Here is a 26879-nt window from a genome sequence, read left to right as displayed (position 1 = left end):
ATAAAACTATATAGAATCCCATCCCAGCGGTGTCCCTGCTGAAAGATGTTTCGTTGCTGTTTTTCCGATCATTACATCAAAGTACTTTGGTTCCAAACCATAACCAGGTCGTATCACCTTAATATTTTCTTTGGTGAAAATCTCTCCGGCTTTTATATCGTTTGTTACATAAATAGAGCGGCGAAATTTAAGCGAAGCTTTTTCCTTGTCAGTTGGTCCATAAGTGATCTGTCCTAACGCTTGCCATGCCCTTTCCGTTTCAACGACAAGTTCTTTCAATTCGGGTGGTTCCAGTGAAAAGGCAGAATCTACACCGCCATCAGCTCTTGATAAAGTGAAGTGTTTCTCAATCACAGTTGCACCTAAGGCGACACTGGCAACAGCAACTCCAGTTCCCATTGTGTGATCTGATAAGCCAACTTGGCAGTTAAATAATTCCTTCATATGAGGAATCGTAGAAATATTGGTGTTTACTGGTGATGCCGGATAGGTGCTTGTGCATTTTAGAAGGATTAATTCTTTACAGCCTGCTTCCTTGGCAGCCGTTATTGTTTCATCAATTTCTGCTACTGTAGCCATTCCAGTTGAAATGATAATGGGTTTACCTGTAGCAGCCACCTTTTTGATAAGAGGGATATCAGTATTTTCAAATGAGGCTATTTTATATATAGGCACTCCCAGGTCTTCCAAAAAGTCGACAGCCGATTCATCAAATGGCGTACTCAAAGGAATCATTCCAAGCTCCCGGCATTTATCGAAAATGGGTTTATGCCATTCCCATGGGGTGTAAGCCTGCTGATATAATGTATAGAGCGTACTGCCAGACCATAGACTATCGTTATCCTCAATTTTAAAATCTTTCGTATCTATATTTAACGTCATCGTATCAGCGGTATAGGTTTGTATTTTTAATGCATGTGCACCTGCTTTGGCTGCTGCTTCTATAATGTGAAAAGCACGTTCTAACGATTGATTATGGTTCCCGGACATTTCAGCAATAATAAATGGGGGATGATGCGGGCCAATACTTCTTCCATCTATATTGATTTCGTTCATCTTTGCACTCCCTTCTATTCACAGGAATACCGGCCGTAAAACAATAGACTTTGATGTCATCTATATGAAATGATTGTTCAAAGTCTAAAGTTTACTAAAACCTGTATCAATGTCCTTGATATCTATTCCTTTTTCAGACAATTTCTGGATCACTTTCGGCTTTTCTGCAATCCATTCTTCTTTTAAGAGACCATATCTGATTACATCAAGATATTGATGATTTCTTACTATACGGTTTCGAAAATGACCTTCTTTACAAAAACCGAATGTTTGGTGAAATGATAAGCTTCTTTCGTTATTCAAAAGTACTTCTCCGTATACTTTCTCAACACACAACTTTTGAAACGCCCATTCTAACGCTAAAAACCCCATGATAGAGCCAGAGCCTTTTGGACTATCGGGCTCTCCAATATAAAAACCCCAATAGCAGTGGTTATGTTTATCATCAACATCTTTAAAGCTAACAAAGCCAGTTTCTTTATGATCAATTGTAAATATAAAATAATGTTCTGTTTTGGATGTATTTATTTTCTTGAACCATTGATAATGCTGTTTTTCATTAATTATTTGGTCATGGTACATTGATTTTCTGATTCTCTCATCGTTACGCCAACGGAGAACTGTGTCTAAGTCTTTTTCTTTTAATGGTCTAAGGGAATATTTGAACACAGATTTATTCCTTCCTTACTTTAAAATTTCTAATAAGAGGTTCTGGCGATGATCCATATTTTTTTCCAGCAGCAGTCGGGCTTTTCTTGACATTTGTTGGAGTGACAAGGGGTTATTCATCATGTCTTGAATGGCTGAGACGATATCTGATTCATTGACTGATTCTTTAGGTCCCAGATATTTAATCGCGCCTAATTGATCAAGCGTTTGAGCAATCGATTCTTGATTTTCAGCGACGGTGATGACGATCGCTGGAAGGCCGAGATAGCAGCGCTCCCAAGTAGTCGTTCCACCCGCACCTATTGCCAGGTCAGCATTGCACATTAATTCTGCAATATGATTCACTTGGCAGTGAAAGTTGCAATAGTCATGGATGTTACAAATGGATTCAATTTCATTCTTATGAGTATTGGTATTTCCAATCACGATATCAAGCTCAATATCATGGGGGGAAAGCTGCTGAAAGGCTTTCATCACCTTTTTCGTTTCATTAGTGGGATCACTGCCTCCAAAAAAGACAAGAATCTTTTTTACACTTCCATCGCGGTTTATGTGATGGGGTAAAAATGAATAAAACTCGTCTCGCAATAAGACATATTCTGGTCCTAAGTATTGTTTGCAGCTTTCGGGGACTAGATTGACATAACGATCTTTATAATGATGATAAAGATTCTGATCCAATAATATATCACAATCATGTAGACGATCAGCCAAGTCATCAATCACCATCATTCTTTTCACATGTTTTTTCACATTCATCTCCCAATTGATATCAATTGCGTAGTGATCAATGATAAGGAGGGAGATGTCCTTGTTCATGTCTTTTATCGCGCTAATGGTTTCAGCTGCGTCAACATACCAAGGGACACCAAGCCAATTAGAATGCGGAGTTGTTTTAGGAATGAAAACATTCTTTTTAGGTTCTGGCAGCATAATGAGATCAAACTGTTTCTCTCGGATGACCTCCGCTAGATTCCCTTGTAAGTTTCGGCAAACAAATGTAATATTTGAACCTTTTTTCCGCAACGCATGAGCAAGCGTGAGGCATCTCATGACATGACCTGTTCCTATTTCAATTGAAGCATCTGTTCTGAAAAGGATGTTCATCACAGCACCTCAATCACTTGGATTTATTGTCGGCTTCATTGATGATTTCTTTTTGTTCTATCCGGGCATTGAGCAATGACCATTCTGGAAACTCGTTCAATAATGTTAGGGTATCCTCTAGGCTGAAGTCAGGTTTAGTTGGGTAAAGTTTTTCAATAATGTTTTTGATTAATAAAAAATCCTCTTGCGTATCTACAGTCCATCTATGCTGTTTCTGATTTTCGGTATAGGTGATATTAGCTAAGCTGAATCGATCTGGATTCAGGTAAATAAAGGGTGTGACATGTTCCCGTTCGTAGTCAAGGCTGGACTCGTGATAAGCTTTCTCTAACGAAGAAGCTGAAAAAACCTCTATATCCATTCCGCGGGGATACGTTCGCTGTAAGGTGTTAGACACATAATCATATTGGCCCTTTGAATCCAGGTAACATTTTATTACCTTATCAATCACACGATAATCAATAATAGGGCAGTCAGAGGTTAGTCGGACGACATTTTCCGCGTTGCTTATTTTTGCTGCTTCGTAGTACCTTGATAAAACATCGGTTTCTGACCCGCAATAATAAGTAAGAGACAATCTCTTACTTAACTCAACAATGGGTTGATCTATCGCATTTGTAGTCGTGGCGATCACAATATCATCAATAAGTGCTGCTCTTTTGATTCTTTCAATTTGATATTCCAGCAAAGGCCTATTCAACACTTTTTTCAACACTTTACCCGGCAATCGGCTGGAGCCCATCCGTGCTTGGATAATAGCCGTTACTTTCACCTAACCACCTCCTACGAATAATAATTCACTACTTTCTTTAGTGCTTTTATAACATCGTCTGCATCTTTTTCGTTCATCGATTGAAACAGAGGCAAGGTGATCATTCCTTTATACAGCTTTTCGGCATTTGGGCATAAGCCCTCTTGATAACCTAAACGTTGATAATAAGGGTGTAAATAAACAGGTATATAGTGGACGTTAACACCTATATTCTCTTTTTGCAGAGCGTTGAAAATATCATCGCGATTTCCTTTAAGCGAATCTAGCTTTAACTCAATGACGTAAAGGTGCCAGCTGGAAGTTGAGGCTGCATCTTGAATTGGGAGATGAATGTGGGAGATTGTTTTTAATTTTTCGTTGTAGATCCTGGCAAGATGTCTTCGTTTTTCAATAAAATCATCTAATTTTTGCAATTGGCTGATGCCTAATGAAGCTTGGATATCTGTCATCCGATAATTGAATCCAAGAAAGTGCATTTCATAGTACCACGATCCATGGTTTTGGCTTAGCTTTTTAGGGTCGCGGGTAATTCCGTGACTGCGGAATTGGAGCAGCTTCTCATAATATTCTCTATTATTAGTTGTTATCATTCCGCCTTCACCGGTTGTAATATGTTTAACAGGGTGGAAACTAAACATCGTCATATCACTGATTGAACCGATTGTTACCCCTTTATACGAAGCGCCTAATGCATGGGCAGCATCTTCAATAACGATCAAGTTATGGGCTTTTGCAATTTTTTGAATCTGATCATGATTCACCGGCTGTCCTGTAAAATCTACCGGTATAATAGCCTTTGTTTTTGGAGTGATCAGCTTTTCAATGGAATCAGGGTCAATATTGTATGTGTGCGGATCAATATCTGCGAAAACCGGTTTGGCTCCCATGTACAAAATGCAATTGGCACTTGCCGCAAATGTGATGGGTGTCGTAATGACTTCGTCTCCCTGTGAAATTCCCGCAGCAAAGCAAGCCGCATGTAAAGCAGCTGTTCCGCTGGAAAATGCAACAGCATAGCGGCTGCCAACATAGTCTGCGACTTTTTCTTCGAATAAGTCGATTGCTGGTCCCGTCGTCAAATAGTCTCCCCGTAAAACGTCAACTACTGATTGTATATCATCTTCATCTAACCATTGCCTGCCGTATGGAAGATATGAATCTCTGACAGGCTTACCGCCTGTCATTGCTAATTTATTCTCACTGGTCATTTTCATTCTCCTATTAAATGAGATTCGTTCTCTTAATCCATTCTTCTGTTTTTCTTATTCCTTCCTCCAAACTGACCTGCGGGCTCCAATTAAGAATTTTTTTTGCTTTTTCGTAGTTACATAACAATTTTGGAATTTCACTTTGAGGATGTATATGCTCTACATGGTGAATGTTTTGTTTATCGCCTGCAATTAATTCTGCTAATTCATTAATCGATATATCTCTTCCAAGGCCTGCGTTTATAATTTCACCGTTTGCTTTTTGGGAATAACCAGCCTGCACGACGAAATCAGCACAATCCTCTACATATAAAAGATCACGGGTTTGTGTGCCGTCACCATATATATGCAGCTTTTTACCGTCCAATTTGTTTTTTATAAAAATAGCAACTACTCCGCCTTCACCGCCTGTTTTTTGGTAAGGCCCATACGTATTAAACGGACGTATAACAACCGCAGGGAGACCGTATGCGTGATAATAGGAGAGCACCATATTTTCAGCCGCGATTTTTGACCCGGCATAAGGTGAAGCGGGTTTAATAGGATCTGTTTCTTTAATACCTTCAGCAAATGCAGCTCGGTCATATACCATGCAGGTACTCATAAAAACAACTTTTACATTATGCTGCTTACATAATTCTAAAATGTTAAAAGTACCGATTGTGTCATTTTCAAATGTGGTTTTCGGATCGTCGATGCTATCTTGTACGTTGATGCTTGCACCTAAATGGTAGCAAATATCAAATTTTGTCGAGAAAAGATCCTCTAATGTTTTTACATCCTTTATATCACCATGGATAAATTCGATAAAACCAGGGTCGTTTTTCAGGTCTTCTATATTTTCTAAACGCCCGTTCGATAAATCATCCAATACCCATACTTGATGACGGTCTTCTAATAATTTTTTCACAACCCATCTGCCGATAAAACCTGCTCCTCCAGTGACGAGAACTTTCATGATCATCTTCCTTCCCGAATTAAAGTAATGTTTGCGATTTTAATAATGCAAGGACCTCTTCTTTTGAAATTTGCTTTTGGTCATTTGAACTATAAGTCCCTTCAGTTGCTTTTTTCGCTTGGGTATAATGATTTTTCTCCCCATAAGTTGAAGGGATAACAAACATGTCAGGCAGCTCCAAAGCCATTGTCGACTCGTCATAAGTCATCAGTTCTTCATACATTTTTTCTCCGGGCCGCAAACCGATTTCTTGTATTTCTATTTCATCAATATTCATATTCTGTTTTTTGCATGTTTCTTCCACGACGACTGACACTAAGTCATGCAGTGATATGACAGGCATTTTTAATATGAAGATTTCGCCGCCCTGAGATTCCTTTAATGCACCAATTAATAAAGATGTCGCCTGATCCAGTGTCATCATAAAGCGATTCATCTTTAAATCCGTAACAGTCACCTTTTTTTGCGTTAAGATTTGTTCTATAAACAAGGGAACCACGGAACCCCTTGAACCAATTACATTTCCAAACCGAACACAAGAAAAAACCGTCGAAGCTTTTCCCTTACTGTATTCTGCTGCAGAAATTAATCTTTCAGCTGTGAGTTTTGTTGCTCCATATGCATTCGTTGGTGATATTGCTTTATCTGAACTTGTAAACACTACTTTTTTTACGTTTTGGGCCACTGCCGCTTTAATGACATTATTGGTTCCTATAATATTGGTGAGGACTGCTTCATAGGGATTGTATTCGCAAGCAGGAACATGCTTCATGGCAGCAGTATGGAAGACGTAGTCAATGCTGTCCATAGCATTTAACACCCGGTCATAATCTCGCACATCTCCTATTAAAAATCTAATATCCTTTCTGGGACCGATTTCATTTTCCAACATAAATTGTTTATATTCATCTCTGCTAAATATACGAACAACCTTTGGCTGATCCTTAAGAATTTGTTTTAGAAGACTTTTTCCAATCGTACCTGTTCCGCCAATTATGAGTATTTTTTTATCTTTGAAAAACACAAGTATATCCACTTCCTTTTTCTTAAATGGATGAAAAAATGTCGGTTATTGAAGTATATGCTTGTTACAAAACTCTGTGTTTGCTCTAGCCTAATCGATTCAACTATTATTTTTGAAAAACCATAAAACATAGAGAGTACATCTGCGGGGCGGTGGGGGAATAGCTGCTTAATGGTCTAAATAGAAACAAATATTTTGAATGAGAAATCATATAACTGTCTGTGTCCTGCGATGTAAATGGAGAGATGTCCTGATTGTTTCTAACATATAAGATAGGGATGCTATACAAAGTATGTCACACCGAAGAGCGTGCCTGGATGAATGACGATAACGCAGAAAATTTGAGGAGAACATAATAAAAAGGCATGAGTCCGGTTCAATACCGAACTCATACCTTTGCTATTCGTGTCTTTCTTTCGGAGGTCAGATCCACACCTTTATTCAAAGACGGGCCCATCTTCATAATAATAGGAATCCGGGTCTTCATACGTATCCATATCCTCAAAAGCGGCGATGCCGACAAATACGAGGAAGAAAATAAGCAGAATGATTCCGATGAGGCCTGCGGCGATACTTGATGCAGCGTAGAATAATTGCATTTTGATAAATTTCCCGTAGTTCTCCAGCATGCTTTCACCCGCACTGCCGGTCAGGTTTCCGCTTGCCTCTCTTGCTGCTTTTGCCGACCGCATCAGAAATACGCCTGAAATAATGAGCAGGACGCCTGGAATAGCGCCTATGATTGTCATTAAAGCCGACAGGGCAGTCAGCGCACCCATGACGATTAAAAGAATTCCTGTGATTTTGCCCCACTTTGCAATGTCTGAAAGCGATTTGACAGCAGCAGCGCTCAGCTCACGTTTTTCGCCCTCTGTGCTGTTGTTCTCCTGCTCGGTCACGCTGTTTTCTTCGTGGTGAGTTTCAATATGGTTTTCATCTTTATCAAGACTAATCATGATAGCTCTCTCCCTAATATTTTTAAGTCATATCGCTTGCCGTCCATTTCAGCAATGCCGGGGAATAACCCCCATTCCTTGAAACCGTGCTTTTCAAACAGCTTCAGGCTAGGCTTATTATGTCCGAAAATGAAGGCCATAAGCGAGCGGATGCCAAGCTCCGGCGCGATGCGGAGCGCTTCCTGAAGCAAGTGATTTCCGGCGCCTTTGCCGCGGCATGATTCATGAATGTATATGCTGATCTCGGCTGTTTTATTATAAGCAGGCCTGCCGTAAAATCTTTCAAAGCTGATCCAGGCAGCCACGTCCCCGCTTTCATCCTCAGCAACATACAGCGGCCGTTCGTCTGTATGTCCCAAAAACCACGCCATCCGGTCTTCCGTTGTTACCGGTTCAGTATCGGCTGTTACCATCCGTGAGGCAATCGTTGAGTTATAAATCGCAACAACCGCTTCTATATCCTTTTTTTCAGCAAGACGTAATGTCAAGTTCATACGTATCTGGTTCTCCTCTCAAAAAAAAATGACATACTTTCTTATCAGCCTGCACAAACTATATCTAAAAAAGTTTTTTATATCAGTGTATATATTTTCAGAAAAGTGTTCAGAATGTTGCTGAGGTGATGAAACAATGAGAGAGGAAGAAAAGAAAACTTCTCAAGTCAAAAAACTTCAGCAGTTTTTTCGTAAACGCTGGGTGTTCCCTGCAATTTACTTAGTCAGTGCGGCCGTCATTTTAACAGCTGTCCTTTGGTATCAATCTGTATCAAATGATGAGGTAAAGGATCAGTTAGCTGATAACGGCGGAAGCTCCGCGTATGACAACAACGACGATGCAGTTGAAGTAGGAAAGTCTATGGAAAATGTCGCAATGCCGGTTGTTGATTCTGAAAACGTTTCTGTTGTGAAAAAGTTCTATGAAACTGATGCCGCAAAAGAAGAAAAAGAAGCAGCACTCGTTACCTATAATAACACGTACAGCCTAAGCAAAGGAATTGACTTAGCTGAGAAAGACGGAAAAGATTTCGATGTTTCTGCTTCTCTAAGCGGTACGGTTGTCAAAGCTGAAAAAGATCCAGTGCTGGGATATGTTGTGGAAATTGAACATGCTGATGGTTTATCTACTGTGTATCAATCACTTTCTGAAGTAGGTGTTGAGCAAGGCGACAAGGTGAAGCAAAATCAAGTCATCGGAAAGTCTGGCAAGAACCTTTACAGCGAAGAAAGCGGTAACCACGTACACTTTGAAATCCGTAAAGACGGAGTTGCTATGAACCCGCTGAACTTTATGGACAAGCCGGTTTCTTCTATTGAAAAAGCGGCAGCTGCAGAAGAGAAAGCTGCAACTGAGGAAACAGAAGAATCCATTCAGCAATCATCTGAAAAAAAGGATGGTTCAACTGAAAAAGGAACTGAAGAAAAATCCGGAGACAAAACGGATGATTCAACTGACAAATCTGGTTCCAAAGAAAGCAGCACAACAGAAGACACTGAACAGTCTTAATGAAGAAAACGTCTATCGGTGTGATAGGCGTTTTTTTTGTTACTTTTTGTTTCACTGTGCCGTCTATGTATTTACATGCACAAGATGCTGCTGGAAAGGAGGCTGTTTAGATGAATCGTCTATTACTTGCGGGCTGGACCTTCTTCATTTTACTCTCTGTCTGCACAGAAAGCTTCAGCGATATGGTGGTGTCGCAGACAGTGACATTTCATTTTCATCCGCATCCTGATCTATACCAATTTTTAGACATGGATTTTGCTCAGCTGACTACGCCTGAAGCTGTAATTCAAAAAATCGGGCACGCGTTTTCTTTCTTCGTGCTGACATATTTGCTGTGGAAGCAATGGAACAATATCAAATGGGCCTCGGCCGGAGCATTCATGTTTGCCGTTTTTACAGAAATCATTCAGCTTTTCTTCAGCAGAAACGGCTGCATCCGGGATGTACTCATTGACAGTGTTGGGATTGCCCTGTTTATTGGATTATTTGGTCTCGCAAAACGGAAAAGACATGAGATGTATGAAAAATATTAAAGCCGGCGCTCTTCCATTCAGAGGCCGGCTTTATCTTAGAAATTTTGATCGGTTGGTTTTTTCGTTATTTTATTGATAATCGCTTCATAGATTCGAACGATTAAATCAACGAGCGGGCGAAGAAAATCTGAAAATCTAAAGAACAGGAACCCGATAATGATCGCGACAACAAGACTGCCCAACACATCTACAGGATAGTGATGTCCCACCCAAATTCGTGAAAAACCGGTCAAAAGCCCGAAGATGACGAGCGGCCAGCCGATTTTACGGTTTCTGAAAAGCATTGCAATCGAAATAGCTAGCGCTCCCGTTGTGTGGTCACTCGGAAAAGAAGCATCTGCATCGTGCGGAATCAGCGTATGCACTGTGTGAGCGACGAAAGGGCGCGGTTCAACATAAACTTGTGTAATCAAGAAATTAATCACAAGACCCGCAATTCCTGTAATTCCTGCGTAAAGCACGTTCTTTCTGCTTTGTGTGTTCCCGAACAGCCACATCACCAATAAGATAAGCGCATAGGCAACGATCGCGTATTCCGTTATGAAAACCATAATGGAATCGAGAACAGAATTGTGATGAGATAATCCATGGATAGCTTTAAATATTTCGTAATTCAAATAATCACCTTTTACATTTTTATATTAAGTAGACTCATCTTACTCAGAAAAAGTTTCAAATAAAAATAGAGATTGTCTGAAATCATGGTGCTTGAAGAGGATTCGAATGGGTACCACGTTTTCTGGGGGTTTTTTCTGTTCGCAAAAAAAGAGATCCGGAGTGTCCGAATCTCTTAACGATATTACAGCGCTTCAGGTCCTTCTTCGCCGGTGCGGATATTAATCGTATTGCCGATTTCATAGACAAAGATTTTACCGTCACCCGGTGATCCCGTTTTCAGAACCCGCTTAGCGGTCTCAGTTACTTGATCAACAGGAACCTTGCTGACCACGATTTCGATTTTTAACCGTTCATATACATTGCTTTCTATTTTTACCCCTCGATAAAGCTCCGTATGTGCTTTTTGAAGCCCGCAGCCGTGAACATTGGAGAAGGTCAGAGAGGTGACTCCGATTTTTCCGAGTTCCTGCTTCAGCTTTTCAAAATTTGCCGGACGCGTTACAATTTCTACCTTGAACATTTGACCGCTCATAGCGTCACTCCTCACATAGAATCTTGATATGCTTTTTCCCCGTGCATTGTTAAATCAAGCCCGAGTGATTCTTCTTCTTCGGTTGCGCGTAGGGGAAGGAAGAGGCCTACAATTTTAATAATAACGAATGTGACAATAAATACAAAAACATAAGTTGCGGCGATCGCTACAATTTGTTTCCAGATTAAACTTGCATCCCCGTAGAATAAACCATCTGCACCAGCGGAGTTGACTGAAGTTGTTGCGAACAATCCTGTCGCGATGCCGCCCCATGTGCCGCCGATGCCGTGCAGGCCAAAGGCATCAAGCGCGTCATCATATCCGAATTTCTGTTTCAGCGAGAAGACACCCCAGAAGCAAACCGCTCCGCCAATGATGCCAATGATAATAGAAGAAAACGGTGTGACAAACCCGGCCGCCGGCGTAATGGCCACAAGTCCTGCGATCGCTCCTGATACCGCGCCGAGCATCGTCGGTTTTTTGTTGATGATCCATTCCACCAATATCCAGCCGGCAATCCCCGCTGCAGCTGCCGTGTTTGTATTAATAAAGGCGTACATGGCCACATCGTTTAATGTCAGGGCGCTGCCGACGTTAAAACCGAACCAGCCGAACCAAATCAGGGCGCCTCCTAAGAAGGTGTAAATGAGGTTATGCGGAGAAGACGCTGTGCCGTCTTTTCGTTTGCCGAGCACGATGGCCAGAACAAGGCCAGCCACCCCGGAAGAAATATGAACAACGTTTCCGCCTGCGAAATCAAGCGCGCCAAGCTGGCCGATCCAGCCGCCGCCCCATACCCAGTGAGCAACCGGCGTGTAAACCAATGAAACCCATAAAACCGAGAATAAAAGAAAAGCGCCGAATCGCATCCGCTCTGCGAAAGCCCCGGAAATGATGGCAGTTGTCAGAACCGCGAACGTCATTTGGAACATCATAAATAATGAATGGGGAATCGTGTCGCTGTAATCACCCGGATCAAATCCGACCCCCTTCAGACCTGCCCACTCCAGTCCGCCAATCAGTGAGTTGCCTGGAGCAAAGGCAAGTGTATATCCGAATAAAACCCAAACAATGGATACGATGGCAATGGAAGAGAAACTGTGCATTGCTGTACTCAGCACATTTTTGCTTTTTACCATTCCTCCATAAAATAACGCTAACCCCGGGGTCATCAGCCACACGAGTAAAGCGCAAAAGAACATAAATACTGTATCGCCCATTTGCATGTCTCATTCCTCCGTATCTTTCAGAATAAAAGCAATTATTATATTTCTTCATTATAGAGAAAAAAGAATGATAAAACATTTTCATGTTAGATTTCCTAACATGCTTTTTTAGTGTGTGTTATCGATGCGGAAGAGGGAAGAAAAAACGGTATTTACTATACAAGACTTTGTGTCTATAAAATAACTCTAATTTTATGAGAAAAAAGGGAATTGACAAAAAATAGAATGTCGTATACTGTATCAAGTGTATTAGTTGATATAATACACTGAGGAGGATGCGATATGAATAAAGGCAGCAGGCTGCTGAGAGCGTTAAGAAAGTCCATTCCGGCGACATTCCGGTTGTTTTTGGCCTTTAATTTTGTTGTGTACGGCCTGGCGAAAGTGGTCATAGGGCAGTTTGGTGAAGTAAGGCCTGAAATTGAAGCTGCAGCGGGAAAGGGATTTACAATTGCGTGGACATTTTTTGGTTATTCTCATGTCTATGAAGTATTTATAGGCTTTGGAGAAATCATTGCTGCAGTTTTGCTGTTGATTCCAAGAACATCTGCGTTAGGTGCCGTTGTATTTATGCCGATTATTGTGAACATCGTCATGATTAACTATTGTTTTGATATTGGCGTGCAGGATCTCAGTACGATATTAATGATCATGTGTTTGATTCTGCTTTGGATTGACCGCCGCAAATTTATGGGCATGTTTAATCAGCAGCCGATTAACGGCAGGCAGGTGACGAAGCTATGACAACTTTTATGATCGCAGTGCTTGCCGGTATGTTTGTATGCACCACCTTTTATTTTTATATAAAAGAAAAATCGTGAGATAAGTGCTTCTCCTGAGAACTTCACAAGCGTCATGCAAGAATTCATGTGAAGTGAAGAGTAAAATATGGGATGTGAGAAACACTAACCAGCATCAGGAGGAAACGCAAAATGAACACACTTACCATTGATTTTCAAAACACAGCATTGGTTATCATTGATCTGCAAAAAGGAATTGTGCCAATAGACAAAAGCGGACAGGTTGTCCCGAATGCGAAAAAACTTGTTGACGAATTCCGAAAGCATAACGGCTTTATCAGCTTTGTGAATGTAGCCTTCCATGACGGAGCAGATGCGCTAAAGCCGGAAACGGATGAACAGGCGCAGGAAGGTTCAGGTGAAATGCCGGCGGACTGGGCGGAATTTGTTCCGGAAATCGGTGTGCAGGACGGAGATTATACAGTGACCAAACGCCAGTGGGGCGCGTTTTTCGGCACGGACTTAGATTTGCAGCTGAGACGCCGCGGCATTGATACCATTGTACTATGCGGCATTGCCACGAATATCGGAGTGGAAAGTACGGCTCGCGAGGCCTTTCAGCTTGGCTATCAGCAGATTTTTATTACTGACGCGATGTCCACGTTCAGTGAGGAAGAGCATGAAGCGACACTGCGCTTTATTTTCCCGAGAATCGGCAAATCGCGGACAACAGAAGAATTTTTATCACAAGTGAAATGAAAATATCAAAAAAGAGCCGTGCTGTCTTTTTAACAGCGGTAGCTTCAGGAACGATGCTGAATCCGCTGAACTCGTCTATGATTTCTCTGGCGCTCCACAGCATCCAGCATGAGTTTCACCTGTCATTTACGACGGTTTCCTGGCTGATCTCCTCTTTCTATTTGGCGAGTGCTGTGGCCCAGCCTGTGACGGGAAAGATTGGCGATTTGATTGGGCGGAAAAGGTTGTTTTTATTCGGGCTTATTCTTGTGGCGGTTTCCGCCATCGGGGCGCCGCTTGCGCCAACCTTTATGACATTATTGGTCATGCGGCTGTTTCAATCGGTGGGGAGCAGTGCGATTTATCCGTCGGGAGTCGGGCTGATACGAAACCACATACATGAGCGCCAGGCTTCAGCCATGGCGGTTCTGTCCATATTTGCATCTGCAATGACGGCGCTGGGGCCGACAGTCGGCGGTTTTTTGATTGTCTGGGGCGGCTGGCCGGCAATTTTTATCGTCAATCTGCCGTTTATTATCCTCAGCTTCCTGTTAGGGATGTATATGTTCCCAAAGGATCAGAAAAAAGGGGTGGGGATCAGAGCGGTTATCCGGCAGCTAGATGTTCCGGGAATCCTTTTGTTTGCCGGCGGGATCATTTTGCTCCTGTCCTTTTTGCTTTCGTTCAGCACATCCCCGCATATGTCAGAAGGTGTGATTGGTGTCATTCTGCTTGCCGCATTTGTCTGGCGTGAGCTGAAAACGGAGAAGCCGTTTATTGATGTCCGTCTGTTTAAAACGCAGCGAAGTCTGTCAGCGGTATACGTTCAGTTTATTTTACTCAACGTATTCTTCTACTGTTTATTTTTCGGGCTGCCGAGTTATTTTCAAGATGAAATGCATCTTTCTGTCCAAACGAGCGGTCTGTTTATGCTGTTCATGTCGGGTATGAGCATCGCTATATCGCCCATTACAGGCAAGTGGATTGATCGATCGGGAGTCATTAAGCCGATATTGGCGGGATCGCTTCTGATGACCGCGGGCGCTGTGCTATTAACGGTCTTTTTTATCAGCGTTCCGGTTATCGGGAAAGGCTTGATCCTGTCGCTGCTCGGCATCGGTTATGGACTTGGAAACGTAGCGCTTCAGGCAGCGATGCTGAAAACGAGCCCTTCAGACATGGTGGGAACTACCTCAGGCCTGTTCCAAACGTGCCGTTACCTTGGTTCGATTTTGTCATCGGTGATTCTGGGCCTTCTGTTCGGTAAAGAGATTACAGCGGCTCATTTTGATATCATGGGAATGATCCTTATTGCTGTAGGCGGATTGAGTTTGTTTATGGCTTTGAGATTCACCGCCTTAATGAAAACAAGTTCATGAGAAAAGAGACAGATATACGAGTCTGTCTCTTTTCTTGTTTAGGATGCTCAAAAATGAATAAAAGGTTTGTGTATCATAGCCAATGTATTTGTCTGACTTTTCAGTTATATTAAGTCACATGTGATGTTAGAAAACTATACATATGACGGAAGATAGACAAGCTGAAAGGGGAGCCGGCTATGGAATTAAAAGAGGGCCATCTGCAATCAAATAGGCTGAGCAATGAGGATCTGCTGCCTTTAGGACAGGAAAAACGCACGTGGAAAGCAATGAACTTTGCCTCCATTTGGATGGGATGCATACATAATATACCGACCTACGCGACAGTGGGAGGATTAATTGCGATTGGGCTTTCACCGTGGCAGGTGCTGGCGATCATTATTACGGCCTCGCTTATTTTGTTCGGCGCACTCGCTTTAAACGGGCATGCAGGGACAAAATACGGGCTGCCATTTCCTGTGATTATCCGGGCTTCTTACGGAATTTACGGCGCGAACATTCCGGCGCTTCTGAGGGCTTTTACAGCCATTATGTGGCTTGGTATTCAAACCTTTGCCGGGAGCACGGCGCTGAACATTTTGCTGTTAAATATGTGGCCCGGCTGGGGAGAGATTGGCGGGGAGTGGAATATTCTGGGTATCCACTTGTCTGGTTTCCTCTCTTTCGTATTCTTTTGGGCTGTGCACTTACTTGTATTGCATCACGGTATGGAATCAATTAAGCGTTTCGAGGTTTGGGCAGGTCCTTTAGTGTATGTGGTGTTTGGCGGCATGGTATGGTGGGCGGTCGATATAGCCGGAGGACTCGGGCCGATCTATTCGCAGCCTGGGAAATTTCACACGTTTTCAGAAACGTTTTGGCCGTTTGCTGCCGGAGTCACCGGCATTATAGGTATCTGGGCAACGTTAATTTTAAACATACCTGATTTTACACGGTTTGCGGAAACGCAAAAAGAGCAGATTAAAGGCCAGTTTTACGGCTTGCCGGGAACCTTCGCGTTATTTGCGTTTGCCAGTATTACGGTGACCTCCGGTTCACAGGTTGCTTTCGGCGAGCCGATTTGGGACGTGGTTGATATTTTGGCGAGGTTTGATAATCCTTATGTCATCGTATTATCTGTGATTACGCTCTGTATTGCCACCATTTCAGTTAATGTCGCAGCAAACATCGTGTCTCCCGCTTATGATATTGCGAATGCTTTGCCGAAATATATTAATTTTAAACGAGGCAGCTTTATCACAGCCCTGCTCGCTTTATTTACGGTTCCGTGGAAGCTCATGGAGAGCGCAACCAGCGTTTATGCGTTTCTCGGTTTAATCGGCGGCATGCTCGGTCCGGTGGCAGGCGTCATGATGGCTGATTACTTTATCATTCGCAAGCGGGAGCTCTCGGTTGATGACCTATATTCCGAAACCGGACGGTATGTGTATTTTAAAGGCTATAACTACCGGGCATTCGCGGCCACGCTTTTAGGCGCACTCATCTCATTAATCGGGATGTATGTCCCCGCATTAAAGGGCTTATATGACATCTCATGGTTTGTAGGTGTACTGACATCATTTCTTGTCTATATTGCTCTGATGCGGATTCACCCGCCAGTATCATCTGCTGTCGGAAAGTATGATTCTGAACAGGTGCTTCGTGCGGAATAAGCGTTTTCTGCAGTGGAATGGATTTGAGATGGTTTTCCATAAATGGATAACCTATAATGATAGAAGAAAATCCATTCTAAATAGAAATGAGAATCCCATATGAAGCTACCATTTTTTATTTCTGCTGCAGTTGTTTTAACTGCTGTGATCATCGCTTTAATCTATGATAAGACGACAGCAAATGAACATGAATCAGTGAACTGTTTATATGTTTCTCCTAACGGCAATGATCAAAATGAAGGGACGAAAACTAAGCCATTTCGTACACTGGCGCACGCCGCTAAGGAAGCTGTTGCCGGAACAACCGTATTAATCCGTGAAGGCACGTATGATGAACCGCTTGATGTGAAGCATAGCGGCACGGACGGGAAGCCTGTCACGTTTCGAAACTATCAGAACGAAAAAGCAGTGATTACCGGGAAATCTATTACGAGCGCAAAATATGAAACGCCGTTAATCGGCATAGACAATAAACATTACATCACAATCAGCGGTTTAACGATTGAGAATCTCTCTGTTTCATCTGAAGAAGCAACCGCCATGGGAATTTATGTGACTGGCTCCAGCAGCCATATCACGATTAAGGGTAATCATGTTCGGAATATAAAAACAACGGCAGATGAGGGCAATGCCCACGGAATTGCAGTGTATGGAACGGGAAGCATGAAAGACATTAAAATCATGGATAATACCGTTGAAAAGCTGACACTCGGAGCGAGTGAAGCGGTTGTGCTAAACGGAAACATTGACGGCTTTACAATTGCGGGAAATTTGGTCCGTGATAATAACAATATTGGCATCGATCTTATCGGATATGAAGGAACGGCAGATCAAAACGATTATGTGAGGAACGGCATCGTAGAAAACAATACTGTCTATCATCATTCAACTTTCGGAAATCCGGCTTATGGAGATGAGTACTCAGCGGGCGGAATCTATGTCGACGGAGGACGCAGTATTGACATCAGGAAAAACACGGTATACAGAAACGATATCGGAATTGAAGCAACCTCTGAGCACAAAGGGAAATATGCTGAGGATATAAAGATTACCGACAACAAGGTGTATCAGAATGCGTATACGGGGATTTCAATCGGCGGATACGACAAGGAGCGTGGCGGCACCGCCGGTTCTGTGATTGCTCACAACATGATGTTCCGAAACGACACAAAAGGGCTGTATGGCGGTCAGCTATTGCTGCAGCATGATACAAAAAACAACATAATAGAAAAAAATATTATGACGGCAAGTGACTCTAGGCTGTTTATTGCCAACGAATTTAAAACCAATGAAGGAAATACAGTCAATCATAACGTTTACCATAAGGAAGCAGATAAAGACGGCTTATGGATGTGGAAAAAGACAGAATACGACTCATTTCCGTCCTATCAAAAAGCAACGAAAAACGATGTTGGCTCTCTCTATGCAGATCCGATGTATCGCGACGAAGAGTCTTTTGATTTTACATTAGATCCGGATTCACCTGCGCGTCCGATTATTGAATCATGAACAAGCGGCATTCTATTCCGTTAAACGGAGCAGAATGCCGTTTTTTATGCAAAAAAAGACTGCCGGCAAATTCCGGCAGTCTGACTAGCTATTCTGCAATCGACACTTTTCCTTCAGGTTCGGCTACAGCAGGTTTTTTCTGGCTCCATGCATAGAGAAGAAGAGAAATCAGAACGAATAGACCCGCTGATAAGTAAATAGATGAGAAGCCTGCGGAAGCAACGAATAATCCGAACACATACGATCCTGCGGCAATTCCGCTGTCAAAGAACGTAAAGAACGTTGCTGTCGCAAACCCTGAACGGTGTGCCGGTGAATTTTGTATCGCCAGCGTTTGCATGCACGGCACGATTGAGCCGTATCCGAGCCCGATCACAGCTCCGGATAATAGCAGCATCAAGCTGCTGTGCGTAAAGGCAAGCATGCAAAGTCCGACAGAGAAAATCAGGATTGAAGGGTAAATCACAATCCCCGCTCCGACTTTATCGAACAGTTTGCCTGTAAACGGACGCGCAACCATCATCGTAACAGCAAAGCAAACAAAGAAGTAGCCGCTGACATTTAATAGATCAATAGACTTAGCAAAAACGGACAAAAATGCTGTAACTGTTGAATAACAGAATGATATAAACAGCCCTACAATCGCAATCTTAAGCGCGCCTTTTTCAAACATATCCGAAAGAGAGAAACGGAATACAGTCGTTCCGCTGCTGAGGCTGTTTGGCACTTTAATGAGTAATGTAACAAACAGCCCGACAATCATAAACACCGCAAAAATTGTAAAGAAGACAGAGAAAGGCACAATTTTCACTAGGCTCAATCCAAGAAACGGACCGATAGCCATTGCGAGGTTCATAGACATGGCAAAGTATCCAAGCCCTTCGCCGCGGCGTTTAACTGGAATGATATCGGCTGCGATCGCGCCGGTTACAGTGGTTAAAATACTGAACCAGATTCCTTGGAAGAACCGCAATCCAAGCAGCAAATAGAAGTTATGAATCGGCAGGTAAAGAAAAGACGAAAGGGCAAAAATCGCCATCGATACAATCGCCATCCTCTTTTTCCCAAACCGTTCTATAATAGCCCCTGAAAAAGGACGAGTGAAAATGGCGGATAACAGGAACAGACTGATCAACAGCCCTCCCTGAGATTCAGTACCGCCAAGCTCCTGCATCATATAGATAGGCAGAACAGTCAAAAATGTATAAAAGAACACAAAAACAAACAAGTTCACGAGAACGACCATAATGAAATCTTTGGTCCAAATTGGTTCAGACTTTTTCAAATGTATGTCACTTCCTTATTTTCATTGTTGTAAAAACAAACGAAATAGAAGAGAAAACGCTTCTTTATCTTCATCACGGAAATCTGCGAGCAGTTCTTCCTCAAATTTAAGCATTTTCACATTGATTTCTTCGTATTTCTTCTCTGCTTCTTTTGTGAGGACAACGAGTTTTTCCCGTTTGTCTTCACCTTGCCGTCTCTGTACCCAGCCGTTTTCTTCAAGGCGTTTGATCGTCCGGGTTACGGTCGGGGCTTCCACATTTAAATAGGACCAAATCTCCTTTTGAGTCATTGGTCCGATCGTACGCAAACAATATAAAACTGACCATTGAGATGAGTAAAGGCCGAATGGCTCCAGCTGTTCATTGGCTTTTTTGGCAATCAGGCGGGCGCTTTGGTTGATTTGATGAATGAGGTGTCTGTTGACGTAGGTCATTTCGGTCTCCTTCTAAAAAACTTACCTAAGTAACTAATTGCTTTTTCATTTTACAGGAGCGATGAACGGATGTAAAGATAAAAATTTAGTGACGCGAAATAGTTAGCGGAAGCCGAAAAATTCGTTTCACCCCTTGTCCTTATTGAGTTTTTAGCATATTCCCAAAAGAATGCTAATACACTGTTACAAACCTAACAAAGAGAGTGTTTGAGGTGAGGGATCGTGGGCATATTTCACAAACTTACTTGTAAAATCATACAACAAAGAAGCTGCATAATGAATGACTCTTTACAGAATACGGATCTCATTTCACACTTCTCACATCCATTTTAGGGAGGTCGAGTGGTGTGCACGATTACATCAAAGAGCGAACAATCAAGATAGGAAAGTACATCGTGGAGACAAAGAAAACCGTTCGTGTCATTGCGAAGGAATTTGGTGTTTCCAAAAGTACAGTACACAAGGATTTAACAGAGCGTCTGCCTGAAATCAATCCTGACTTGGCAAACGAAGTGAAAGAAATACTCGATTATCATAAATCCATCAGGCATTTAAGAGGAGGAGAAGCAACAAAACTCAAGTATAAAAAGGATGAAATTCTCGAAGGAGAGCCCGTTCGCCAGCCATAATCACCCAGGGCAAATCAGCCTGCATTGTCTTCCGGAAATCGTTTGTAGATCATCCGCAAAAATTTGTAAAGAACTTAATGTGCTTCCAACTTTTTTTCTATATTTTATGATAATATATATAATTAGGGCACAATGTGGATATTTACTGTGAAACAGATTTTCAAGGAGGATATAAATAGATGTTTGCAAGGGATATTGGTATTGACCTCGGTACAGCAAATGTACTGATCCATGTTAAAGGTAAAGGAATTGTTCTGAATGAACCTTCCGTAGTTGCACTTGATAAAAACAGCGGCAAAGTGCTGGCGGTTGGCGAAGAGGCAAGACGAATGGTTGGACGTACACCTGGGAATATTGTTGCGATTCGCCCGCTGAAAGACGGAGTTATTGCTGACTTTGAAGTAACAGAAGCAATGCTGAAACATTTTATTAACAAGCTGAACGTAAAAGGCCTGTTCTCAAAACCGCGCATGCTTATTTGCTGCCCGACGAATATTACATCAGTTGAGCAAAAAGCCATCAAAGAAGCTGCTGAAAAAAGCGGCGGTAAACATGTGTACCTTGAAGAAGAACCGAAAGTTGCCGCTATTGGCGCGGGTATGGAAATATTCCAGCCGAGCGGTAACATGGTTGTAGACATCGGAGGCGGGACGACGGATATCGCAGTCATCTCAATGGGCGATATTGTCACCTCCTCTTCTATTAAAATGGCTGGGGACAAGTTTGACATGGAAATCTTAAATTACATCAAACGCGAGTACAAGCTGCTGATAGGCGAACGTACTGCGGAAGATATTAAGATTAAAGTCGCAACAGTTTTCCCAGACGCACGTCACGAAGAAATTTCCATTCGCGGACGGGACATGGTTTCCGGTCTTCCAAGAACAATTACAGTAAACAGCAAAGAAGTAGAAGAAGCCCTTCGTGAATCTGTAGCTGTTATTGTGCAGGCTGCGAAACAAGTGCTTGAAAGAACACCGCCTGAACTGTCCGCTGATATCATTGACCGCGGCGTTATCATTACCGGCGGAGGCGCACTCTTAAACGGCCTCGACCAGCTGCTCGCTGAAGAGCTGAAGGTTCCGGTGCTTGTCGCTGAAAATCCAATGGATTGTGTGGCAGTCGGAACAGGTGTTATGCTTGATAATATGGACAAGCTTCCTAAACGCAAACTAAGCTGATCACTCAAACCTCATTCTGAAAAAGAATGGGGTTTTTTTATGAAAACTCTTCACGAATTGATGGGAAATGCCGATAATAGGATAAAATACTGATTTATATTATAGAACGAATGTTCCTATATGACAACTGGAAAAAATGCCATTTTAGAGGTGGAAAACTTGTTAAAAGGATTATATACCGCAACATCCGCAATGATTGCCCAAGAGCGCAGAACGGAAATGCTTTCAAATAATATCGCAAACGCAAATACATCCGGATATAAAGCAGACCAAGGCTCGCTGCGCGCGTTCCCTGAGATGCTTCTTAGCAGAATTGAATCAAAATCTCCGGCTGGCACATCGAAAACAGAAATCGGTTCCGTTAATACCGGTGTCTATATGCAGGAGCTTAAGCCTCTTTTTACACAGGGAAGCCTCAAGTCGACGGATCAGCCTACAGACATCACATTGGTTGAAAATCAAGTTCCGGTTCATGCGGAAACAAATGAAAATGCCGCCCTTTTTTATCCGGTTCAAACGGAGAATGGGGTCCGTTATTCAAAAAGCAGCACGTTTTCTTTAAATGAGAATAATCAGCTGACGATTAACGGAAATGCCATTTTATCAACGACAGGACAGCCGATTACGGTCGAAAATGAAAATTTCACCGTGTCTGAAAACGGTACTGTTACTGTGAACGGACGAACAGCCGGACAGATTGATGTCAGAATGGCAGAGGATGTCAGAAATCTAAAAAAAGATGGCAATGATTTGTACAGCACGGCTGACGGAAATGACCTGCCGAGCGCGGCTGGCAATAACCAAGTATCTTATTCATTAAAACAAGGCGTTTCTGAGCTTTCGAATGTTGATGTGACGAGCGCCTATACAGAAATGACTGAAGCGTACAGATCGTTTGAAGCAAACCAGAAGGTCATTCAAGCTTATGACAAAAGTATGGACAAAGCAGCCAATGAAATCGGAAAAATATAAGATAACGGAAGAAAAAACGGGGGACATCAACTATGCTCAGGTCAATGCTAACGGCATCAACCACCTTAAACCAGCTGCAGCAGCAGATTGACACAATCAGCAGCAACCTTTCCAACAGCAACACAACCGGCTATAAGGCTAAGGATACAAATTTCTCTGAGCTCGTCAGACAGCAATTCGATCAGGTTGATGAAAAAAACGAAGAAGTGGCACAATCCCGCAAAACGCCGCCCGGCTTGCGCCTTGGCGTCGGAGCGATGATGAATTCACGGCTTGTATCTGATCAAGGAAGCATTCAGAAGACGGAGCGCGATCTGGATATCGCCTTTACGTCTCCTTACCAATACCTGCAGGTTAACGTGAATGGCAATCGCCAGTATACGAGGGACGGGGCGCTTTATTTATCGCCTTCAGCTGATAATGCCGACCAGCTTCAGCTCGTGACAGGCAACGGTCATCCCGTGCTTGATGAAAACGGCAATGCAGTAAACATAGACAGCTCAATGAAAAAAATTACGGTCAATGATAACGGGACCTTAACCGCGTCTAACGGGAATACAGTACAGCGGTTTAATCTCGGAGTTATCCAAGTGAACAATCCTCAAGAGCTGAAATCCGAAGGAAATAATCTTTTCTCCATTGATAATGCGGCAGCCTTTGAAGAGCTGAATGGCGCATACAGACAAAACATCGGCATGCAGCAGGGTGCACTTGAAATGTCAAATGTGGATATTTCTAAACAAATGACAGATTTGATTACGTCTCAGCGTTCTTATCAGCTGAACAGCAGAACGATCACAATGGGTGATCAGATGCTCGGTTTGATTAATTCTGTCAGATAATAGAGAGAGGGGCGTTTTCAATCAGCCGCGCAGTATAAAAAAGGCGGCTTTTTCGAAATCGTCCTTTTTTTTGTAGTATTCCGTGATGTCCTCCAAAAGCACCTCTAAATCCACCCAAGCTTCGATTTTTTCTAGTTCAAGCACATATTCAAGCAAGGTATCATAAGGGTCTTCAGCAGACGTATAGAGCGCTTCAAGTGTTTTTAATTTCAATTGAATTGTTTGAATGTTTACTTTTTCAGATAATTCTTTGCCTTTTTGCAAAACCGCTTTTCCTTCTGAGATCTTTTCTGTTTTAAAAAGGGCTCTGACGGATTCATACACACAGTGAAGATAGGATACTGGAGAATTGGTTTCAAATTCCTGATTCTTCAATACCTTTTTAAAGTATAGAAGTGCTTCATGGTCTTTCTTTTCGGTTGCTTTTAAAAAGCCTAAATTATAATAAGCATGGCATAGCAGGTTATCGTCATTTAACTGCTGGGTTTTCTTGATGATTTCTTTGAAAAGCTGTTCAGCCTCATCATAGCGTTCTTGATCAATATAGTTTACAGCGAGCAGCAGTTTGCAGCTGATCACCTTTTTTACATAGCCGAATTGATGCAAGTAGATATTTAAAGCTTTTTCAACATATTGGATGGAAAGCGGCGGTGATTTCATCAAGTAATAGGCGCCGGCGGTTTGATAATAAAAGTCAGCGGCTTCAAATGAGTTTTGAATCGCGTGCAGGTGCTGCTCAGCTTTTTTAAAACCATTCACCGCATGCTTCGGAGCGGTTTTTACCATTTCATATAATCCTGAGAAAAAGTGCAGATAATATTTCAATTCATCATCCATTTTTTCTTCCTGTTCATGTAAATCATGGAATAATGAATCCAGACCGTCCTGGTTTTCATAAAGCAGCTGATGCCGTGCGAGGAACAATTGATAACGCATCCAAAGTTTTGTGTTCCTTTTAAGCTTCGGAAGGTTCTGATCGATTTCCTCTTTAAGTGCTGCTGCGTCATCCATTTTGCGTTTGCCGATAGCGGTATACCACTCGTCTAACATTTTTTGCATTCTTTTTTCTATAAACTTTGAAATCATTTTCCTACCTCTTTGCTAATGGTAAAATCTATAATTATCATATCACAACTTTTGACGGCTCTCATTGACAGTTGGTTACACTTTGGGTGCAGGTTGAAAAAGAGATTCATTCATAATATACTTTTCAAATGTACAGATTGGATCATAAATGATTGCTATACATACTAACGCAGATGAAGGAGATGTCAAGAGAATGCTTGATACTCAGCAAATTAAAGAAATTATTCCTCACCGTTATCCGTTTTTGCTCGTAGACCGGATTACGGAAGTTGAAGAGGGCAAACGGGCCGCAGGATATAAAAATGTAACCGCAAATGAAGAATTTTTTAACGGCCATTTTCCTCAGTATCCGGTTATGCCCGGCGTATTAATCGTAGAGGCACTTGCCCAAGTCGGCGCTGTTGCCATGCTGATTAAAGAAGAAAACCGAGGCAGATTGGCTTTCTTTGCCGGCATTGACAATTGCCGGTTTAAAAAACAAGTGAAACCTGGTGACCAGCTTCACCTTGAGGTTGAGATCATTCGTGCGCGAGGCACAATCGGGCGCGGAAAAGGCGTTGCCAAAGTTGACGGCGAAGTGGTTTGCGAAGTGGAACTGACTTTTGCCCTTGGCGAGTAAGTGAAAAAAAGACAGATGGGCAGCGGCACATTTGTCTTTTTTCTTTCAAAACAAAAAAGCAGGTGATTGTAATGTGGAAAGAGTTTAAGACCTTTGCCATGCGCGGGAACATTGTTGACCTTGCGATTGGTGTTGTCATAGGGGGCGCGTTCGGTAAGATCGTCACATCCCTCGTTAATGATATCATTATGCCTTTAGTTGGCTTGCTTCTGGGCGGGCTTGATTTTTCGGGACTGTCATTTACATTCGGTGATGCGGTCGTCAAATACGGCAGCTTCATTCAAACCATTGTGAATTTCTTGATCATATCGTTCTCTATTTTTATTATGATTCGGACTTTGAATCAATTGAGGCGCAAGAAAGAAGCGGAAGAAGAGGCCGAGGAGGAAGCGGCGGATGCGCAAGAAGAGTTATTGAAAGAAATCAGGGACTTGCTGAAGCAGCAGACAAGATCTCCAGAATAAAAAAAGACTGCCGCTGGAATGCGGCAGTCTTTTTTATAGGTCAAGGATTACCGTATTCTTTATTGTTCCTCCGCATCCGGAGACGTGCTTATAAATTTAGGAGAATCTGTTGTTTCAGTAATGTGTATGACCATCGAAACAGCTGTACCGGCATCCGGGATGCTGCGGATGTTCAATTCACCGCCGCAAAAATGCTTGAGACGCTGGTTGATATTTTTCAGTCCGACGCTGCGATCGAAGTCTTGAGACAGGATATCCTTTTGTTTTTCCGGCGCAATGCCAACACCGTTATCTTCAACTTCGACGTAATATTCGTTCCTGCTTTGTTTTTTTACGGTCAGCTTCACCCATCCTCCACCTCTTTTTTTGCTTACGCCATGATGGACTGCATTTTCCACCAATGGCTGAATCATTAAAGGCGGAAGGATGAAGTCAATGTCTTTGTCTATATCGAAAAGAATGTCCAGCCGATCGCCGAAGCGCGTCTTTTCTATGGAGAGATAGGAATTGATAATAGAAAGCTCGTTTCTGAATGAACTGATGGCTGATGTATTTTGGAAATCAAAACTCATTCTTAAATAGTTAGTAAATTCAGCTGTTATCTCTCGCGCTTTTTCAATATCCAAATGACTGAGTGAAATAATTGTGTTTAACACATTGTAGAGAAAGTGTGGTTTGATTTGCGACTGCAGAAATGCCATCTCCATATTTGTCGCTTGGTTTGCTGTATGCTTCATCATAATCAGGTTTTTGATACGCGCCATAAATTCAGAGTAATGATAAGGTTTTTGCAAAATGTCATTCGCTCCGGCATGAAAAGCCTTGTATTTGTCGTGGCCGATGATGGCTGCTGTAATGATCAGAACCGGAAGATCAACCATACTGAATCGTTCACGAATTCTCGCACAGACTTCGAAACCAGTCATATCCGGCATCATCAAGTCCAGAATCACCAAATCAAGCTTCGTGCAAGAAACCACTTCTAATGCTTCCGTTCCGTTTTTTGCAGCAATTACATTGTAGGGCACGCCTTCAAGCATATCGCTTAAAATTTTTAAACTGTCAATGTTATCATCGACAATCAGAATGGTTGGAGCGTCAATTTTCTCAGAGTAATAGGGCGTGCTTAAAGAGATACCTGACATCTCTAGCCCGGATTGTAATTCTGGAAGACTTGTTTTGGTTT

General features: G+C 42.4%; 30 protein-coding genes. 14 read left to right on the top strand and 16 right to left on the bottom strand.

Annotation, left to right across the window (positions count from 1 at the left end; genetic code table 11):
* Window positions 1–6 precede the first annotated feature (6 nt).
* The 9 genes from pseI to NST56_RS19575 all read right to left on the bottom strand — a co-directional run bounded on the left by pseI (window position 7) and on the right by NST56_RS19575 (window position 8238).
* The gene (pseI, locus tag NST56_RS19615) at window positions 7–1056 is read right to left on the bottom strand and encodes a pseudaminic acid synthase (protein WP_010332201.1); all 1050 of its coding nucleotides are present in this window, start codon (window positions 1054–1056) and stop codon (window positions 7–9) included.
* A gap of 84 nt (window positions 1057–1140) precedes the next feature.
* On the bottom strand, window positions 1141–1725 hold the full coding sequence (gene pseH / locus NST56_RS19610) for a UDP-4-amino-4,6-dideoxy-N-acetyl-beta-L-altrosamine N-acetyltransferase (protein ID WP_339178619.1): 585 nt from the start codon (window positions 1723–1725) through the stop codon (window positions 1141–1143).
* 15 nt (window positions 1726–1740) lie between these two features.
* Window positions 1741–2832 (bottom strand): UDP-2,4-diacetamido-2,4,6-trideoxy-beta-L-altropyranose hydrolase, encoded by a 1092-nt coding sequence (gene pseG / locus NST56_RS19605; protein ID WP_339178618.1) that lies wholly within the window; start codon window positions 2830–2832, stop codon window positions 1741–1743.
* Between the two features lie 13 nt (window positions 2833–2845).
* Window positions 2846–3604, bottom strand: a complete 759-nt coding sequence (locus NST56_RS19600; protein WP_326218521.1) for a glycosyltransferase family protein — start codon at window positions 3602–3604, stop codon at window positions 2846–2848.
* Between the two features lie 11 nt (window positions 3605–3615).
* The gene (pseC, locus tag NST56_RS19595) at window positions 3616–4812 is read right to left on the bottom strand and encodes a UDP-4-amino-4,6-dideoxy-N-acetyl-beta-L-altrosamine transaminase (protein WP_268448142.1); all 1197 of its coding nucleotides are present in this window, start codon (window positions 4810–4812) and stop codon (window positions 3616–3618) included.
* Between the two features lie 13 nt (window positions 4813–4825).
* The gene (locus NST56_RS19590; RefSeq protein WP_339178611.1) at window positions 4826–5770 is read right to left on the bottom strand and encodes a GDP-mannose 4,6-dehydratase; all 945 of its coding nucleotides are present in this window, start codon (window positions 5768–5770) and stop codon (window positions 4826–4828) included.
* Between the two features lie 19 nt (window positions 5771–5789).
* Window positions 5790–6794 carry an SDR family NAD(P)-dependent oxidoreductase gene (locus NST56_RS19585; RefSeq protein ID WP_010332195.1) on the bottom strand — a complete coding sequence of 335 codons (1005 nt, stop codon included), beginning with the start codon at window positions 6792–6794 and terminating at the stop codon, window positions 5790–5792.
* Between the two features lie 437 nt (window positions 6795–7231).
* Window positions 7232–7750, bottom strand: coding sequence for a DUF5362 family protein (locus NST56_RS19580; RefSeq protein WP_339178608.1), 519 nt, complete (start codon window positions 7748–7750; stop codon window positions 7232–7234).
* Window positions 7747–8238, bottom strand: a complete 492-nt coding sequence (locus NST56_RS19575) for a GNAT family N-acetyltransferase (protein ID WP_229149865.1) — start codon at window positions 8236–8238, stop codon at window positions 7747–7749. The genes NST56_RS19580 and NST56_RS19575 overlap by 4 nt, the downstream gene beginning before the upstream one ends.
* A 142-nt stretch (window positions 8239–8380) precedes the next feature.
* Here NST56_RS19575 and spoIIQ point away from each other — a divergent pair, with 142 nt between their 5' ends.
* A complete protein-coding gene (gene spoIIQ / locus NST56_RS19570) occupies window positions 8381–9253 on the top strand; it encodes a stage II sporulation protein spoIIQ (protein ID WP_010332192.1) in 873 nt (290 codons plus the stop codon).
* A gap of 110 nt (window positions 9254–9363) precedes the next feature.
* A complete protein-coding gene (locus NST56_RS19565; RefSeq protein WP_010332191.1) occupies window positions 9364–9786 on the top strand; it encodes a VanZ family protein in 423 nt (140 codons plus the stop codon).
* A gap of 35 nt (window positions 9787–9821) precedes the next feature.
* On the opposite strand, the gene bcrC is transcribed toward NST56_RS19565, so the two are convergent.
* The 3 genes from bcrC to amtB all read right to left on the bottom strand — a co-directional run bounded on the left by bcrC (window position 9822) and on the right by amtB (window position 12162).
* Window positions 9822–10403 carry an undecaprenyl-diphosphate phosphatase BcrC gene (gene bcrC, locus NST56_RS19560; RefSeq protein WP_229149818.1) on the bottom strand — a complete coding sequence of 194 codons (582 nt, stop codon included), beginning with the start codon at window positions 10401–10403 and terminating at the stop codon, window positions 9822–9824.
* A 182-nt stretch (window positions 10404–10585) separates the two neighbouring features.
* Window positions 10586–10936, bottom strand: coding sequence for a P-II family nitrogen regulator (locus NST56_RS19555; protein ID WP_010332189.1), 351 nt, complete (start codon window positions 10934–10936; stop codon window positions 10586–10588).
* A gap of 11 nt (window positions 10937–10947) precedes the next feature.
* Window positions 10948–12162 carry an ammonium transporter AmtB gene (gene amtB, locus NST56_RS19550; RefSeq protein WP_010332188.1) on the bottom strand — a complete coding sequence of 405 codons (1215 nt, stop codon included), beginning with the start codon at window positions 12160–12162 and terminating at the stop codon, window positions 10948–10950.
* Window positions 12163–12444: 282 nt separating this feature from the next.
* Here amtB and NST56_RS19545 point away from each other — a divergent pair, with 282 nt between their 5' ends.
* The 5 genes from NST56_RS19545 to NST56_RS19525 all read left to right on the top strand — a co-directional run bounded on the left by NST56_RS19545 (window position 12445) and on the right by NST56_RS19525 (window position 18180).
* Window positions 12445–12906 carry a hypothetical protein gene (locus NST56_RS19545; protein ID WP_010332187.1) on the top strand — a complete coding sequence of 154 codons (462 nt, stop codon included), beginning with the start codon at window positions 12445–12447 and terminating at the stop codon, window positions 12904–12906.
* A gap of 188 nt (window positions 12907–13094) precedes the next feature.
* Complete coding sequence (locus tag NST56_RS19540; RefSeq protein ID WP_168748950.1) at window positions 13095–13661, top strand: hydrolase; 567 nt, start codon at window positions 13095–13097, stop codon at window positions 13659–13661.
* Window positions 13658–15019 carry an MFS transporter gene (locus tag NST56_RS19535; protein WP_339178600.1) on the top strand — a complete coding sequence of 454 codons (1362 nt, stop codon included), beginning with the start codon at window positions 13658–13660 and terminating at the stop codon, window positions 15017–15019. Before NST56_RS19540 ends, NST56_RS19535 begins: the two co-directional genes overlap by 4 nt.
* Before the next feature lie 179 nt (window positions 15020–15198).
* Entirely contained in the window at window positions 15199–16671 is a 1473-nt protein-coding gene (gene pucI, locus NST56_RS19530) for an allantoin permease (RefSeq protein ID WP_229149812.1), read from the top strand.
* Window positions 16672–16770: 99 nt separating this feature from the next.
* Entirely contained in the window at window positions 16771–18180 is a 1410-nt protein-coding gene (locus NST56_RS19525) for a right-handed parallel beta-helix repeat-containing protein (RefSeq protein ID WP_339178595.1), read from the top strand.
* Window positions 18181–18268: 88 nt separating this feature from the next.
* Here the strand turns inward: NST56_RS19525 and NST56_RS19520 are convergent, their stop codons facing one another.
* Window positions 18269–19465, bottom strand: a complete 1197-nt coding sequence (locus NST56_RS19520) for an MFS transporter (RefSeq protein ID WP_268504455.1) — start codon at window positions 19463–19465, stop codon at window positions 18269–18271.
* 21 nt (window positions 19466–19486) lie between these two features.
* Entirely contained in the window at window positions 19487–19900 is a 414-nt protein-coding gene (locus tag NST56_RS19515; protein ID WP_010332181.1) for a MarR family transcriptional regulator, read from the bottom strand.
* Window positions 19901–20122: 222 nt separating this feature from the next.
* Between NST56_RS19515 and NST56_RS19510 the strand changes: the two genes are divergently transcribed.
* The 5 genes from NST56_RS19510 (at window position 20123) to NST56_RS19490 (ending at window position 23524) form a co-directional block, all read left to right on the top strand.
* Complete coding sequence (locus NST56_RS19510; protein ID WP_081720816.1) at window positions 20123–20233, top strand: protein usd; 111 nt, start codon at window positions 20123–20125, stop codon at window positions 20231–20233.
* A 14-nt stretch (window positions 20234–20247) separates the two neighbouring features.
* Entirely contained in the window at window positions 20248–20529 is a 282-nt protein-coding gene (spoIIID, locus tag NST56_RS19505; protein WP_010332180.1) for a sporulation transcriptional regulator SpoIIID, read from the top strand.
* Window positions 20530–20708: 179 nt separating this feature from the next.
* On the top strand, window positions 20709–21710 hold the full coding sequence (gene mbl / locus NST56_RS19500; protein ID WP_010332179.1) for a cell shape-determining protein Mbl: 1002 nt from the start codon (window positions 20709–20711) through the stop codon (window positions 21708–21710).
* Between the two features lie 159 nt (window positions 21711–21869).
* Complete coding sequence (locus tag NST56_RS19495; protein ID WP_010332178.1) at window positions 21870–22682, top strand: flagellar hook-basal body protein; 813 nt, start codon at window positions 21870–21872, stop codon at window positions 22680–22682.
* A 32-nt stretch (window positions 22683–22714) separates the two neighbouring features.
* Window positions 22715–23524 (top strand): flagellar hook-basal body protein, encoded by an 810-nt coding sequence (locus NST56_RS19490; protein WP_339178587.1) that lies wholly within the window; start codon window positions 22715–22717, stop codon window positions 23522–23524.
* Between the two features lie 21 nt (window positions 23525–23545).
* Here NST56_RS19490 and NST56_RS19485 read toward each other — a convergent pair whose 3' ends face one another.
* Window positions 23546–24610, bottom strand: coding sequence for a tetratricopeptide repeat protein (locus tag NST56_RS19485; protein WP_339178585.1), 1065 nt, complete (start codon window positions 24608–24610; stop codon window positions 23546–23548).
* A gap of 193 nt (window positions 24611–24803) precedes the next feature.
* On the opposite strand from NST56_RS19485, the gene fabZ reads away from it, so the two are divergent.
* Window positions 24804–25229, top strand: coding sequence for a 3-hydroxyacyl-ACP dehydratase FabZ (gene fabZ, locus NST56_RS19480; RefSeq protein ID WP_010332175.1), 426 nt, complete (start codon window positions 24804–24806; stop codon window positions 25227–25229).
* Between the two features lie 71 nt (window positions 25230–25300).
* Complete coding sequence (gene mscL / locus NST56_RS19475) at window positions 25301–25693, top strand: large conductance mechanosensitive channel protein MscL (RefSeq protein WP_010332174.1); 393 nt, start codon at window positions 25301–25303, stop codon at window positions 25691–25693.
* Window positions 25694–25752: 59 nt separating this feature from the next.
* Here mscL and NST56_RS19470 read toward each other — a convergent pair whose 3' ends face one another.
* On the bottom strand, window positions 25753–26733 hold the full coding sequence (locus NST56_RS19470) for a histidine kinase (RefSeq protein WP_339182314.1): 981 nt from the start codon (window positions 26731–26733) through the stop codon (window positions 25753–25755).
* Between the last annotated feature and the right edge of the window lie 146 nt (window positions 26734–26879).

The sequence above is a fragment of the Bacillus sp. FSL R5-0560 genome (assembly GCF_037966305.1).
In the GTDB taxonomy this organism is placed as follows: domain Bacteria; phylum Bacillota; class Bacilli; order Bacillales; family Bacillaceae; genus Bacillus; species Bacillus mojavensis.
The sequence above is the reverse complement of the archived record's forward strand: the minus strand, read 5'-3'. Positions and strand labels throughout refer to the sequence as shown.